This is a genomic window from Microbulbifer variabilis (genome assembly GCF_056232115.1).
In genome coordinates, this window is sequence record NZ_CP174325.1 from 3,676,743 (window position 1) to 3,691,336 (window position 14,594).

The window sequence follows — 14,594 nt, forward strand, 5'->3', positions numbered from 1 at the left end:
TCGTTGTTCAAGGGCGGGTTCGCAATATGGATATTCTTCGGCGCTGCCTGGAGCTCTGCCCCCGAGCCTGTGCTTCCTTTAAATGAAGCTGTGCAAACAGCAATTAGGACCAACTTGCGAGTGCAGGGCGCTGCGCTGGAAGTTGATGAGGCTGGAGATATGGTCGAAGCGCTCAAAACCCGTCGTTACCCACGCCTTCAACTGGATGCAGCTGTGGAGCATAACCTTACTACTCAAAACTATACATTTCCTCAGGGCAGTTTGGTTCCCGATTCAGAAATTGGGCCTATTCCACCGGTAAATGTCGAAATTACCTCTGAAGAGGGAACGACCGAGTTGGTTTCACTCGGGGTCCGCCAACCCTTAACCCGCTTGTACACCATTGCTTTGGAAATCTGTGAAGGTTACGTGAGTACCGAAATGGCGGCACAAAAAGTGCGGTGGACCCAACAGGATGTGGCCTATTTAGTGAAATTGCAGTACTTCGAGGTGGGGAAAATACTCGGAGACTTACAGGCCATAGATGAGTCCATACTTTTTCTTAGTTCCTTGAGTGATTTGGTTAAGAATTATGTCGACCAGCAAGTGGCTTTGGAATATGAATTGCTGGATGTGCGAGCCCGGCTTGCTCAGCGAGAGCTAGAGCGTCAACGGCGTGTTGATGAGATGATCACCGCCAAGGAGAGGTTAAATGCGTTACTTGGCAGAAATGTAGAAACACCGTTTAGTATTGAGCACCTTTCGGTACCCCCTCCGGCTCTCTTTGATATGGGGGAGTCACTTCAGTTGGCTTTTGAACAGCGGGCTGACTTTATTGAGTCACAGCTGGCAATTGAAAAAGCCGAATACAGTTATGACATCAAGAAATCGGAATATATACCGGATATAGATATTCAATTTCGCTATCTCAAACTTTACAACGTACGCTTGATTCCAGATGCCGAAGCTTATGTATCCCTGGATATGCGTTGGGAATTTTATGACTGGGGGAGGAAGAGGGACGAGTTGGCAAGTCGCGCGAGCAAAATTGCGGGCGCTGAGGTGCAAATGGCAGAGGTACGTAATCGTATTGAGATAGAGGTGCGGGAGAGTCTCCGTAAACTGCGTACTGCGCAGGAATCTGTAAAAGTTGCACGTGATCTTCAAGCGGCTTACCGGGAAAAAGTCCGGGTAATGATTAATCGCTATCGGGAGCAAACCGCATTGTTGACCGATGTGCTGGAGGCGGAAACCCAGCTTGATCGAGCCAATAGCGATTACAACGGCGCTGTACTTTCAGTTTGGGGTGCCCTTGCAGAGTATGAAAAGGCATTGGGGGAAGTTTAAGTGCTTAAACCTTTAGCCTTATTTTTTTTTACATTTTTGCTTATAAGTTGCCATGGAGAACCGCCTGCAAAGCAGCCCATGCCTGTTCAGGTAGCTGTAGCGCGCACTGAGCGCGGTGCTGAAGGGTATCCCTATTCAGCTGTAGTCAATCCTTACACTCAAGTGGATGTGGCATTTAGGACAGAGGGTTATATAGAAGATATTCCAACCCGCAAGGCACAGGGAGAAATTCGGATTTTACAGGCCGGGGACCACATAACAAAGGGGGAGATACTTGCGGAAGTTAATGATGAGCAGTACCGGGATCGGGTAATTGAAGCTGCAGCCAATGTAAGTAAGGCTGAGGCGGAGCGCCGAAAGGCGGACTTAGATTACAAACGCGCTTCAGCATTATTTGCCACAGCCAGTATAACTGCACCAGATTACGATACCGCGCGTGAAGAGTTCGAAGTAGCTCAGGCAGCGGTGGTTGGAACTAAAGCACACTTGGATAAAGCGAAGGAGGATCTGAACGATACTGTATTACGCTCACCATTAACGGGAATAATTCTACAGCGCAAGATAGAAGTGGGCAGTTTAGTACATGCACAAGCAGTGGGGTTTGTTGTTGCTGATACTTCAAGAGTGAAAGTGGTTTTTACTGTGCCAGATGTAGTGCTTAGCTATACTAAACTAGGCAGCATTCTTTCAATGCGCACACAATCCCTACCTGAGAAAATCTTTACCGGTATAGTAACTGAAGTTTCTCCAGCGGCGGAAGTCCGTACTAGGGTTTTTGCTGTCACCGTAACTGTTGCTAACTCAAATGCAGAGCTAAAAACTGGCATGGTGATGTCTCTTGCGTTGGCAAAACGAAAAAGCCCACCAAATCGGGTGGTTGTACCACTTTCCTGCTTGTTAACGAATCCAGTCAAAGGAAAAGGATTCTTTGTGTATGTTCTTGAATTAGAGAAAGAGATACTTAGGGCGCGAATTAGAAGGGTGACTCCTGGTCCCGTTCTTGGCAATAGTATCGTTATTTTAGATGGCTTGTCGATGGGGGAGCGCGTTGTTTCTAATGGGGCTGCACAGCTGCGGGATGGTGAAAAGGTAAGAGTAGTGCCTTGATAAGGAGTTGAGAAACTTGTATCAGGATAAAAAAACAAGAGAGGAAGTACTTGAAGCGGAGAGTGAGCATAGATTTAATACTGCTCGCTTCTTTGTTGATAACCCCTCTATTTCCTGGGCACTTTTAGTAGGCGTCATGCTTTGGGGGATTTTCGCTTATTTTTTTATGCCGAAGAGCAAAGATCCAGATATTCCTGTTCGTATTGCAATGGCAACAACCACGTGGCCCGGACAAAGTGCGGTCAAGGTAGAGGAACTAGTTACCAAACAAATTGAAGATGCTATTGCTCAAAGTGAATATTTGTATCAGCCTGATGCTCGCTCTTTTGGAGTTAAGTCCTTAACTTTAAATGGTATTTCCATGGTGCAAGCCCAGCTTGCTCCTCATACGGATGTCACAAAAGCTTTTAACGACCTCAACTTGAAACTAATTGATGCGCAAAATACTTTGCCTGCTGGGGTAGAGTCTACCCAGCTGAATACTGAATTTGGTGATACTGCTGCAGTTTTGTTGGCTGTTGCTAGCCCGCCAGCAGGAGCGGATGAAATAGCTTTGCGTGCTAAGACTATTCGCGAAGCCCTATCTAAAATTCGCGCTAAAAATGCCAGTAATAACAGGGATAAAGAGAAACAAAAAGTAGGTCAGCGTGTTAGTATGGTAGTCGCGTTACCACTTTCTGTTGCGGGTATTAATGCAGAGGCAGCACTTCAAGTTTTTTCTAACTGGATGGAGTTAGAGGGCTACGGGGCCGATTTCAAAATACTCCATGGCCCAGGTTTTGTAGGTGTGGATTTTTTCTCTGATAAAAGCGATAAGCAACTTGCAGAAGCCAGGAAATTATTTCTAATTCAGCGATTGAGCGCACAAACTTTTTTTCCTGACGCATGGCAGCCAATTATTGTAAGGGATTTAGCTAGCACTCGCGCTCGTTTGTCTATGGTAGCTGGAGCTAAGTATAGCTATCGGCAGCTGGATGATTTTTCGGAGCTTGTTGCGGCGAATATTCGCACACTTCCTCAGGTGAAGCGTGTCTTGCGTTCAGGTGTATTACATCAACAGGTTAATTTGATTTATTCCCAGGAGCGGCTGGCTTCTTATGATTTGCGTCCAGATATGATTGCTCCAATCTTGAATGCCAGGAATAATATAATACCCGGGGGTACTCTAACTGTAGAGAATATGGACATCCCTATATTTCCCAGTGGAGACTTTAATAATTATAAGGAAATTGGCGATGTCCCTGTTGCATTAAGTGAGGATGGAACCCCGGTATATTTGAGGGGGATTCTTGATGTTACGCTGGGTTATGAATCACCGCCGACTTTACTCAATTATTATATCTATAAAAATAAGCAGGGTAATTGGCACCGTCACCGCAGTATTAACTTGTCTGTGCAGATGTTAGATGGTGAGCAGATAGGTGAACTTGGCAAAGCTCTGGATAAAGTCCTTGCGCGGGTTAAAGTCGACTTGCCTCCAGATTTAATCATTGAGAGAGTGTCCGATCAGCCTCGCCAGGTTAAAGAGAGTGTGGGTCTATTTATTGAGGCATTAATTGAAGCAATTATCCTCGTGGTAATTGTTGCTTTCATCGGATTTTCAGATTGGCGCTCAGCAGTATTATTAATGATTTCAATTCCTATAACCTTGGCCATGACCTTTGGTTTTATTCAGTTTATGGGCGTGGACATCCAGCAGGTATCAATTGCCGCGCTTATTATCGCACTTGGCCTGTTGGTTGATGACCCCGTAGTGGCCGGGGATGCAATCAAACGACAAATGGCGGCAGGAAAACCTTCATTTTTAGCCGCTTGGTTGGGGCCAACATTGCTTGCAAAAGCGATATTCTTTGCAACATTGACCAATGTGGTGGCCTATTTGCCATTCCTGCTGCTCACCGGTAATCAGGGAGATTTTTTACATAGTCTGCCAGTTGTAATGGCTTGCGCTTTGATAGCGTCGAGAATTGTCTCCATGACCTTTTTGCCATTTATTGCCAACATTATATTGCGACCACCAAAAGTCAAGGAGCTGAGTCTTGATCTGAAGCGTAAGCAAGGCCTTACAGGTCACTATTATCGTTTGGCTGGTTGGGCAATAGATCATCGAAAACTAGTTCTACTGACCACCACGGTTATTCTAGTTTGTGGATTTGCATTAAAAAGCCAGCTTAAAAATGCGTTTTTTCCAGATGATGTTCAATATCTTTCCTATGTGGATATCTGGTTGCAAAATGATGCCAGCATTGATGCTACAGATAGTGTGGCAAATAAGGCGGAGCAGATTATTCGTGAGACAATTGCCCAATATCAGAAAGAGATAGGGAGAGATGACTCAATTTTGGAAGCCCTAAGTACCACTGTTGGTGGAGGGGCGCCGAGATTCTGGTATACAATTAACCCGCAGCAACAGCAGCCTAATTACGGACAAATTATCATCAGGCTGAGTAACAAAGATTTGACTCCGGTGCTGGCCCCTAAGATTCAGCAGGCGCTAACTGAAAATATTCCAGGTGCCTATTTAGATGTGCGCCAGTTGCAAACTACTCCAGTGACTTATCCATTTGCAATTAGGGTTTCCGGGCGTGTTACAACTGGTTCAGTGCAGGAAGAGCAAGATATTCTCTTGCTTCGCCAGACAGCTGAAAAAGTAAAAGAAATAGTGCAGCAGTCGCCTTATGCGAGAACAGTTCGCCAGGACTGGTCAGGTGAAAGCCTGACTTTACTTCTGAATGTAATGGAGGATCGTGCAGCAATGTCTGGTGTGACCAATGCAGATATAGCACTCGCATCCTCAACCGGAATTAATGGCACAGAAGTGGCTACCTTGCGACAGGGAGATAAAGAAATACCTATTGTCGCTCGCTTACGGTTGGATCAGAGAGGTCAGCTTGAAGATATTAATAACCTCTATGTCTTCTCTGCAGATAGCGATGTTCGGGTGCCACTAGAGCAAGTAGCACAAACAAGTATCCGATTTAGAACTGAGAGAATTCATCGCCTTGAGAAATTCCGAACAATAACGGTCTTTGCTTTTCCATATGCCGGTTTTATTTCCTCTGATATTATGGCAGATGTAAAAGATGAACTAGATGAACTGGAAAATACTTTACCGAGCGGATACCAGTTGCAAGTCTCTGGAGACGCGGCAAATGCGAAACATGGATTTCTGCAACTGCTGATGATTCTCTGTGTATCTTCCAGTGCAATATTTTTGGCTCTAGTGTTTCAGTTCAGTAATTTGCTTAAACCATTAGTTGTTTTTGCTACGGTGCCACTTGGAATGGTGGGCGCACTACTGGCTCTTTATGTAACTGGTCAGCCATTTGGTTTTATGGCCTTTTTGGGCATTGTCAGTCTTGTGGGAGTAATCGTCAGCCATATCATAGTGTTATTTGATTTTATTGAAATTCGTCATGCCGCAGGTGACCCCTTCCGCGAAGCCTTGCTGGATGCCGGCATTATGCGTTTGCGTCCAATTCTGATCACTATTTCAGCTACTACTTTTGCTCTGGTACCTCTGGCTGTCCATGGTGGTCCTCTGTGGCAGCCATTGTGCTTTGCTCAGATTGGCGGCTTGATCCTGGCCACTTGCGGTACGCTGCTGTTGGTGCCAGTTTTGTATACGATCATGGTCGTGGACTTGAAGTGGATCCGTTGGGAGGAGCGCGGTGTAAAGGAAGGAGATGGCGACATCCCTGTGACAGCTTAATCTTCTCATTTTTTCCGTAAAGTATAAATATAGGGAATTGTCGTCGATTGCAGCTTGACGCTATCGGCATTAGCTATGTTTGGACCCAGTTCTCTCTACACAAAAATGTGAGGATTCTCCATGCGCCTTCTAATGAAAATTCTGATACCGGTAAAACCAGGTAACAATTCTATAGCTGACAAATCCATGTCTGCTGTTTTCAATGAATTTGTCGCTTCAGCAGATCCGGAGTCGTCATTCTTCTTTCTAGAGGATGGTAAGCGGGCAGCAATTTTTATCTTTGAGGAAAAACGCCAAGATAAATTAATGGCCTACAATGAAAATTTTTTTGCGGTGTTGGGAGCAGAGATCTGGGTAACCCCGGTACTAACCCATAAGGAACTGAAGAAGCATATGTAGTGGAGAACCGGATAGAACTAAATTACTTTGGAAACGTTATCCCTAGACACTAGAATTTTCGCTTGAAATTCTAATATGGATAGCTCCGGAGGGTTTTCCTATTGCTGGCTCGTCCACGGCCATCGCAAACCAGCTATCAGCCCCGGATAACCAGGGGCCTAGGGCTTTTCAAATCAGCAATTGGATTGGGCACAAAGCTAGTTCTGAGTGCCCATATCGCTGTTTTTATTGTATTTCTAACCGTATTATTTACTCCTGTACTTTTTGCCAGTACTGCAAGTCTTGAGGATTGTAGAAAGGTAGAAGGGAGAGGGCCATTGATCAGTTGCCTGGAAGCTCACGCCGGCCTGTTAGACCTGGAAACTGTTGTGATAGCCCCGTCACTTCTCACTTATCATGGCCTTGATAGAAGTTGCTCCCGATATGCCTCGGCGGAATTATTGGGAGCTGTAGTAATTCGCTCCTCTGGGAATGTAGCTAAACAACGCAGCCAGAGAGCGCCGGCAATCAGGCATTTCGATGCTGTGACTGAGAAGGACTTTAAGGCACAAATGGCCCATAAGCGTTATCATCATATCTGTGATCGCAAGTCGCCAAAGGGGCTCTCTTCTTGCAATAAGGCAAAATGGCACTACCACCAAGCTATCTCCTGCTTACGCGCTCGTGAAGCCTGGGAAAAGCGCTGGGGTACTTGGGAAACAGCCGAACCCCACGAACGGGCGTTGGAAAATGTAAGGGCCCGGTTGAAGAATGCGGAAAGGAACCGACGACGTAGTTGTGACACAGACTTTTCCGATATTCACTGATCTGTGTTTTAAATGAATCTTATTCTATAGCTCCTTCTATTAATTACATTCCTCGCATGAGTTGTTATGGCAAATTCCGATTAGTCCCACACGATGACTTGTTCTCAGCCCAAAGGTAAACTAACAAACAAATACTATTTTTGGGGCGCGAGTGGTCTTTTGGAAAATATCTACTATTAACTGGGGCCAGTGGCTTTGTGGGGAGTGCTTTATTACCGACTTTAAGGAGGAAGGGCTATACCGTAACCTCGGTATATCGTCAGGCAGTAGAAGGTGGCTTCCAGATAGACAGTTTGAGTGCTGAAACTAACTGGTGTAGGGCTCTGGAGAATATTAATGTGGTGATTTACTCTGCCGCCAGGGTGCATGTGATACAGGAAGTTTCTGCGGACCCCCCTTCAAGAGTTTCGAAAAGTTGATGTTGAGGTCACCTTAAAGCTGGCCAGTGATGCAGCCTCTGTTGGAGTAAGATGTTTTATCTAACTGAGTTCGATCAAGGTTAATGGGGAATCTGCTGAGGGCCGGGCTTCCTTTAATGCAGATGAAGGGCATCACCCTTTCGATCCCTATGGAATTTCCAAGAAAGAAGCAGAAGATGCCCTATTGGCGTTGGCCGAGGAGACTGGAATGGAGGTAGTGCTTATCCGACCTCCGTTAGTGTATGGGCCTGAAGTGAAAGCGAACTTTCAATCGATGATGTCCTGGCTCAAGTGGGGTTTACCTCTATCACTAGGTGCAATAGATAACCGTCATAGTTTGTGGTTTCTGTTTATAACCTGATCACTACTTGTTTTGCGCTCCAAAAGGCTGCAAACCAGGTCTTCCTGGTTTCTGATGATATGGACATGTCACTCTCCGACTTGTTAACCCGGCTTTCAAACGCTTTGGGGTACCGTTCCCGACTGGTACCAGTGACAAAGTCCCTGTTGATTATGGGGCTTTCTCTGCTTGGAAAAAGAGCTATGGCTGAGCGATTATGCGGTTCCCTACGGGTGAATATAAAGAAAAGCAAAGAGGTTGTTAGGTTGGAGGCCACCAGAAACGGTAGAGAAGGGGTTAAAGAAGACTGTGCGGGCGAGATAGCCAGGTCGTGCCCAGAGGGGGGGGGGGAGAATAGGCCGCGAATAGGGTTTGCGCGGCCCCAGTTGCGCTTACCCCTGCCGATTTACAATAGCAGCGTAAAAGCCCATTAGGTAGGATGTTGGGACCTCAACTACGGAGCGGTGACCCGACTTTGCCCTGAGCTTCACCCTGAGGGACTCTCTGCGCTTGAGCGCGCTGACTATTTGCTCTTCCTCTACAGGAACCTCTAATGTCTCTTCGAGCATGCAAGTGGTAACACCTGTGCAGTTAAGGACGCTTTTCTCTAATTGGGTCACATTGACTTTTGTTCTACCACTAAAGGTTGCGGATACGTAGTTACGCCAACTTGCCCTATAAGTTATATCGATGACCAAGCGGTAACGGATGGAACCGCCAGTTTCAGGCTCAAAAGCACGGAGTTCGTAGTAGACCAAATTGAGGTCTGAACCGTCAGTGGTCGCCTGCATTGGAGGGCCACTGTAGGCGATTCCAGGGTTCCCAATAGTACTGTGTATTGTTGTCACGCCCTGCCGGACCTCGGCAGAGCTTTTCTGTGTAAGGCTTGTTGTCGCACTGCAGCCGGCTAACAAGAGAGCCGTCAGAGTGATTGCGAGCTTGGTCATATACCTTCCCTGATGCGATGGATATTTCATGGCAAGGGATTATCTCATATTTGGTGTCGCATGCAGGAATTAAGCCTCTTTTTTGGTCGTCTAGTTGTGGAACTCTAATTGCTCAAGATTTGTACTTTCAGGCTTGGGAAGGGGTGGGCTCCTAGTGGAGTTGCCATATTACTGGTTCTGAAGCATAGCCGCATAGCCCACTTTTCCGTCCTCTGTTAACGGCATCAAGTACCACAACTACTAAGTGCTCAGTGGTGATGAATGACAAATTACCGGTGATATATAGGGCAGAAAATCATGGGTCGGGAATGATAAAGCCAACAATTCTAACAAGAGCTGGAACGCCTTCAACAAAGATAGCAAAGGCTAATTTTTGTTGTAATGGTTATGTTCACCAGCTGGTTGTGCTTAATAAAGCAACCGACCAGACTGGTGAAACTTTGTCAGGTAAAATTAGGTTGTGTTGAACTCAGTGGAGTTTTCCCTCGGAACGATCAAAGCCTGCATAGGGATGATACAGGATCGATTTCAAGCCTGAGTGGCGTTCTCTTAGCTCCTTGGGCATATCTCCCAAGTGAACAAGGCGTGTTGGCTCAGCAGCCGCCATCCACCGTTCGGCGAAGGCATCCCAGGAATCTATGTGCTTATGAGCGGACTCCGAGTCCTTGAAATGTTCATAAATAAGCACTTTCCCATCATCAGTCACATAGTACTGATAGTTCAATGTCCCACCTTCTTTTTTAGTTGCATCTACCATCTCATCGACGATAGCTTTAAATTCGGCTTCACGTCCTTTCTTGATCTTCCCTTCGATAATCCAACCAACATTGTTAAACATGCCCGCTACCTCATTACCGAAAGACATTACTACTTACACATTTGCCAAGAGAGTGAGAAATAGTGCTCTTGGTATCCTAAAAACTGTGTTAACACAGCTGTATTCTAGATGGGACTTTTGGATACATGGCTCTTGTCCTTTAAAAATCTCCTTGTCGGTCTCACCCCTTTTGCGGGACAGGTGCTAGGCAATTAATCACTGCGGTCAAGAGAAGTTACAAAACTCATTGGTAATAAACAGGACACTCTCTAGAGCTGGCCAATAAGGATGACGAGTAAGTCAGGTAATATATTTTGAGCTTTTATTAGATATGAGCTATTAGTGGTTCGTAAGGTTAATTGCAGAATGTCCCCCCGCTGATCGTGCTATCTTTTTGAAGAGGTAATTTGCCGGAACTTTATGAAGGTATTAATTGTAGGTGCAGGTCTAACGGTCTTACGCTTGCGGTGGAACTAGCCCTTAGGCACATTCTCGCAAGGATCATTGATAAACGTGATAGCTCGTCAACGTTAAGCCGTGCCGTGGGTATTACCTCTCGCAGCCTTGAGCTGCTTTCTCCGTTAGGCGTTTCCAGGCAGCTTATTGAGGAGGGTATTGCTATCCAAGAAGCCCGCATTTATCAGGGAACACGCCTGGTTATGAGAATGCCTCTCCATTCCTGCTCCTCTTATTTTCCTACAATTCTGGGGTTGCCCAAGGATAGGATAGAGATGGTCCCCTCAGCAACCTTATCGGCCATGGGGGTTCAAGTCGAATATCAGCTTGAACTTTTACAGTTCAATAAAGAGGGTAATCAGGTAGTGGCGGAACTTTCCAATGGAGAGAATGAAACGTTCGACTATATTGTAGGGGCTGGTGGTATTCACAGCGCAGTCAGGGAATGTGCCAATATTGCCTATCCGGGTTTTGACTTGAAAGAGAAATGGTCAATAGCTGATGTTGAAGTTGAAAACTGGCCATACTCAAAAACATTTACCTTAACTCAGATGAAACCGGGTTTAGTCGCGGTATCTGTGCCGATCGGAGAGAACCGCTTTCGTTTTGTATCCAGTTGTGAGAATGCTTTGGAAGCATTTCCGCTGCCTCTGAAGATACACAAAGTTCGAAGCGAGGGTGTTTTTAAAGTCTCAGTTCGCCAAGCTGAGAGCTATTCAAAGGGCAGGATACATTTGGTTGGGGATGCCGCTCATTGCTGCATCCCAGTAGGTGGACGGGGGATGAACCTGGGGATTGCAGATGCAGTTGAGCTGGCTAAGCGTATGGCTGGAAATCAGATGGATGGATATTCAGAGGTTCGGTAGAGGGAAGATAAAAAAGTTATAGCGATCACTGAGTGCGGTAGAAAAATCGTCACTGCGAAAACATTGGTTGCAAGAATGGAGTTCAATACAGTATTGGCGGCAGCCAAGTACTTACCATTTGTTAAGAGAAGGCTCAGCCGGTTTGTTGTAGAGTGTTAATCATTTGAACTGAAGTTTGATTCACTAATATGGCCATTATAGGATTTTCGTTGCTGGTTGGTCTTATCTATCTGGTGGAAGATATTTAAAGTTTGTATAGCGACACTATTAATGGTCTAAAGCTCCTTTCTGACATGAGATTCTAGGGAATTGATATAGTCCATATATACATCATGATCGCGCCTGACTCCATCTGGGCTTATGCCCGCCATAATGTCGTTGATTAAATTTAATATAATTTCAGATAGTGTTTCCGTGGCGCTACTCAGTCCTTCAAGCCGTACAGATTGGCTTATATGACTGTAAAAGAAATCTAATAGCTTTGTATCGTGAAGGTTTATGCTTAAGCAAGCCAGCTCTATTTGCCTGGCATATATTTTATACTCAGTCATTATCATTAGTCGGAATCTGGAATTTCTTGGTAGTATTTGCTTGATAATATTGATATTTACTTTGTTATTTGCCTCAAGATATTCCCTAAAGCCCATCATGTCATGCGGTGCTGGAGTTTTTTCTTTGTGTGTTGCCGATTTTATTTCGGTGGTGCAGTAGTCAGCTATGTGAACCCTAAAATAGTGGTATGCATTTTTCAGTTGTCCAATTCTTTTAATTTGTCTTAGTTTTTCCTGACGAGCAGACTGATATTTGGTGAATTCATTGAGAAGTAAGCCGAAGGTTGCAATTCCAAGTAGTGTTTCCATGGAGGTCAGCAGAAAGCCAAATTTGCTGACCGGATAAATCTCTCCATATCCCAATGTCGTAATTGTTACGATGCTGAAGTAGATACTCTTTGAAAAGCCGAGTTGCTCATTGAGGCAGGAGTTGCAGCTACTATAGATGGCAGCAAAAATAAAAATGACTGAGAAGTAACCTAGAAGTATTTTCTTCCAGGTCAGGAAGGAAAGAAAACGAGTCATTTATCCATTCCATGATCTCTAGTTTAAGGCCCTTATTTCTATTCTAGACTCTCCATGTGTAAGTAAAACATGCTTTTCCCTTAGTCATGCCCATGCGGATCAGGATTGCCGCGAGCATACCTTAGAAGACCGTTGGTGGCACCCACTGGTGGAGGTTTACTTATCATGGGAAACCTGGTTTTCGGCACCTTCACTATTCAGGGGGCAGATTCTACAATATCAAAATGCAGGCCAGCAAAGCTGGTGTGCCGTGTCTTACCCAGCGGTGAAAACAGCAAGCCGGGCTATTGCATCGCACTCGCCGGCAGCAATAGCCCCTGGTACAGCATCACAATGGCACTGTCGCTCGACAGTGGGCAGAAATTTGTCGAATCCAGCAGCACTAATGTGCAAGCGGTTGTGGGCGAGCTGGTAACCACTCTGGTCAAGCACAAACCAGAAATCCCCGACACATACAACTGCGTATAGGTGTAGTTGTATGATAGAGGCCGGACCTTGGAAAACTGCATCCTCGGCGAGTTGGTAAACCACCAGAGTGGGGCGCTGATCGGCAATTAAATTGTCATCTTTGGCGAGGCGAATAAATCAGCTCAGGCATTTGGTAATTGGGCTATTTCCTGCGCGGACGTCTCGGCCCCACTATTGCAGAGCACCCAGCGGCGGCCGCTTTGTATTGATCGAAATTACATCAGTACAGAGCGATGCAACCTTAGCTAGACGCTAAGCTCTCGCGCTACCAGTTCAGGCTTGGCCAAGGAAACTACAACCAACAGCCAGTTTACTGGTGCCAGCCAAGGGTATATTTAGGGAAATTGATGTTCCTTCTATATCTAAAGAAAGTGTATTCATTTGAGAAAGAAGGATTTCCTTAAGGTTAGTGGAGGATAAACAGTTACCGAAGATCAAACAGAAGCATATGAAAAAAATTGTTTAATCACGGAAAGAGCCAAATTTCTATTAGGTATTGGTGTGACGGCAGAGCCCGACCTCGAAGTAGGTAATTCTGTTTTCCGTGCATGTGTGGGAAGTTTGCATTTGCTTGTCCATGGTGATTCAAAACTAACAGCTATAAAAAGTGCTAAAGCCTGGTTGGAGAAAATAGCAACAAAAGTTGAAGAGAATAAACAGCGAAGTTCTTGATGTATCCAATTGGCGTAGCCGCCCTAATATTTTGTTCTGCCTCAGTAGTTTTTATCATAGGCTTATAGGTATCCATTTTTTCTGCTGAGGGCGTGCCCAGTTCTGCGAATTCTCAAGGATAAATTTAAAGGGGAAACAATTTTGTTAGCCCCGTTTTCGAGTATTTTTGCTGAAAGGAGAGATCTAGTGAAAAGAGATAGTCTTATCTTAGCTTCTTATTGATTTAGGTAATGATAAAATTTGCCTTTAAGATTCTTCTTAATGCAGAATGTGACCTTGGTGTTACAATTGAAGGGTTTTAATATGGGACTTTCGGCAAAGTTATCTGAATATGCAGCAGCACTTGCAAGCTCTAGATATAGATTCGACCCAAATGAATTTGGGTCGGATTTACAAGCTATTTGTGAGGTCGAAAAAAGTATAGGGTTAAAATTTCCGGCAGCCTACGTTGATTTCCTCAGTGTTTTTGGAAGGGGCCCAAAGTGGTTAGATGAACTACGCGGGTTTCAGCTTATTGATGAGCTGGTAAAGTTTCAAGAGGAGGTTAGGGAAGAGTTAGAAGAGGAGGGTGATAGTGATAAATTACCAGGTAGTAGTTTCGTTTTTAGGTGTATAGATGGTGCTGAACTACTTTTCTTCGAGTGTGGTGGCGACGCTAATCCAATAGTACATGAAATAAGTTATGGAAGAGATGGAGCGGAAGTTAACCCCACGGGGGAAACATTGGAAGAGTACATAGAAATCGCAATTAGAGATCTAGTACGGGAAGCTAACGTAGATCCTAAGAAGTACATCCATCTATTTCCATACCTGTAGCGGTTCAAAGTTGATCTGACATTATCAATTTTTTCTATTGGTAGTAGTCAGGTCAGGTTTAATATACTATTACTCCCCTCTAGGCCTTTTTATCGTGATGAGTTCGTGCACTAGAATTTAGCGCATGATTCAACTTGCAGTTTGAATAACCATGTCAAAGACAGAATTCCGCTTTGAGGGTGAAATAAATATTTTATTCGACCCTCGTTACTATATCGTATTATTTTTGATTATATGCGAAAGTATTTAGATGTATAAATCGCTAATGTAAGCAGAAGTATGGCTTCCTTTAATTGTTGACCGACTATGTATGATACTTTAATATTTTTTAATCGAATTATATTCTGAAGGTTCCATTCCACAAGGA

General features: G+C 44.8%; 13 protein-coding genes. 10 read left to right on the top strand and 3 right to left on the bottom strand.

Annotated features, from left to right (window positions below; genetic code table 11):
• Nucleotides 1-3 precede the first annotated feature (3 nt).
• The 7 genes from ACJJI7_RS16385 to ACJJI7_RS16415 all read left to right on the top strand — a co-directional run bounded on the left by ACJJI7_RS16385 (nucleotide 4) and on the right by ACJJI7_RS16415 (nucleotide 8,130).
• On the top strand, nucleotides 4-1,326 hold the full coding sequence (locus ACJJI7_RS16385) for a TolC family protein (protein ID WP_020415176.1): 1,323 nt from the start codon (nucleotides 4-6) through the stop codon (nucleotides 1,324-1,326).
• A 78-nt stretch (nucleotides 1,327-1,404) separates the two neighbouring features.
• The gene (locus ACJJI7_RS16390; protein WP_157533703.1) at nucleotides 1,405-2,433 is read left to right on the top strand and encodes an efflux RND transporter periplasmic adaptor subunit; all 1,029 of its coding nucleotides are present in this window, start codon (nucleotides 1,405-1,407) and stop codon (nucleotides 2,431-2,433) included.
• 16 nt (nucleotides 2,434-2,449) lie between these two features.
• Nucleotides 2,450-6,145 carry an efflux RND transporter permease subunit gene (locus ACJJI7_RS16395; protein WP_444901727.1) on the top strand — a complete coding sequence of 1,232 codons (3,696 nt, stop codon included), beginning with the start codon at nucleotides 2,450-2,452 and terminating at the stop codon, nucleotides 6,143-6,145.
• Between the two features lie 132 nt (nucleotides 6,146-6,277).
• Nucleotides 6,278-6,544 (top strand): hypothetical protein, encoded by a 267-nt coding sequence (locus ACJJI7_RS16400; RefSeq protein WP_020415179.1) that lies wholly within the window; start codon nucleotides 6,278-6,280, stop codon nucleotides 6,542-6,544.
• A gap of 317 nt (nucleotides 6,545-6,861) precedes the next feature.
• Nucleotides 6,862-7,350: a hypothetical protein gene (locus ACJJI7_RS16405; RefSeq protein WP_282950772.1), complete on the top strand. Its 489-nt coding sequence runs from the start codon at nucleotides 6,862-6,864 to the stop codon at nucleotides 7,348-7,350.
• A 197-nt stretch (nucleotides 7,351-7,547) separates the two neighbouring features.
• Nucleotides 7,548-7,769: a Rossmann-fold NAD(P)-binding domain-containing protein gene (locus ACJJI7_RS16410; RefSeq protein ID WP_444901726.1), complete on the top strand. Its 222-nt coding sequence runs from the start codon at nucleotides 7,548-7,550 to the stop codon at nucleotides 7,767-7,769.
• Between the two features lie 73 nt (nucleotides 7,770-7,842).
• Nucleotides 7,843-8,130, top strand: a complete 288-nt coding sequence (locus ACJJI7_RS16415) for an NAD-dependent epimerase/dehydratase family protein (protein ID WP_353375467.1) — start codon at nucleotides 7,843-7,845, stop codon at nucleotides 8,128-8,130.
• A 371-nt stretch (nucleotides 8,131-8,501) separates the two neighbouring features.
• Here the strand turns inward: ACJJI7_RS16415 and ACJJI7_RS16420 are convergent, their stop codons facing one another.
• Nucleotides 8,502-9,056, bottom strand: a complete 555-nt coding sequence (locus tag ACJJI7_RS16420) for a hypothetical protein (RefSeq protein ID WP_282950771.1) — start codon at nucleotides 9,054-9,056, stop codon at nucleotides 8,502-8,504.
• A 469-nt stretch (nucleotides 9,057-9,525) separates the two neighbouring features.
• Nucleotides 9,526-9,894 (bottom strand): putative quinol monooxygenase, encoded by a 369-nt coding sequence (locus tag ACJJI7_RS16425; RefSeq protein WP_282950770.1) that lies wholly within the window; start codon nucleotides 9,892-9,894, stop codon nucleotides 9,526-9,528.
• 446 nt (nucleotides 9,895-10,340) lie between these two features.
• Between ACJJI7_RS16425 and ACJJI7_RS16430 the strand changes: the two genes are divergently transcribed.
• Nucleotides 10,341-11,195: an FAD-dependent oxidoreductase gene (locus ACJJI7_RS16430; protein ID WP_475717085.1), complete on the top strand. Its 855-nt coding sequence runs from the start codon at nucleotides 10,341-10,343 to the stop codon at nucleotides 11,193-11,195.
• A gap of 275 nt (nucleotides 11,196-11,470) precedes the next feature.
• Here the strand turns inward: ACJJI7_RS16430 and ACJJI7_RS16435 are convergent, their stop codons facing one another.
• Nucleotides 11,471-12,271, bottom strand: coding sequence for a potassium channel family protein (locus tag ACJJI7_RS16435; protein ID WP_282950768.1), 801 nt, complete (start codon nucleotides 12,269-12,271; stop codon nucleotides 11,471-11,473).
• A gap of 165 nt (nucleotides 12,272-12,436) precedes the next feature.
• Between ACJJI7_RS16435 and ACJJI7_RS16440 the strand changes: the two genes are divergently transcribed.
• Entirely contained in the window at nucleotides 12,437-12,739 is a 303-nt protein-coding gene (locus ACJJI7_RS16440) for a hypothetical protein (protein WP_282950767.1), read from the top strand.
• Between the two features lie 960 nt (nucleotides 12,740-13,699).
• Nucleotides 13,700-14,227 carry an SMI1/KNR4 family protein gene (locus ACJJI7_RS16445; protein ID WP_282950766.1) on the top strand — a complete coding sequence of 176 codons (528 nt, stop codon included), beginning with the start codon at nucleotides 13,700-13,702 and terminating at the stop codon, nucleotides 14,225-14,227.
• The last annotated feature ends 367 nt before the right edge of the window (nucleotides 14,228-14,594 follow it).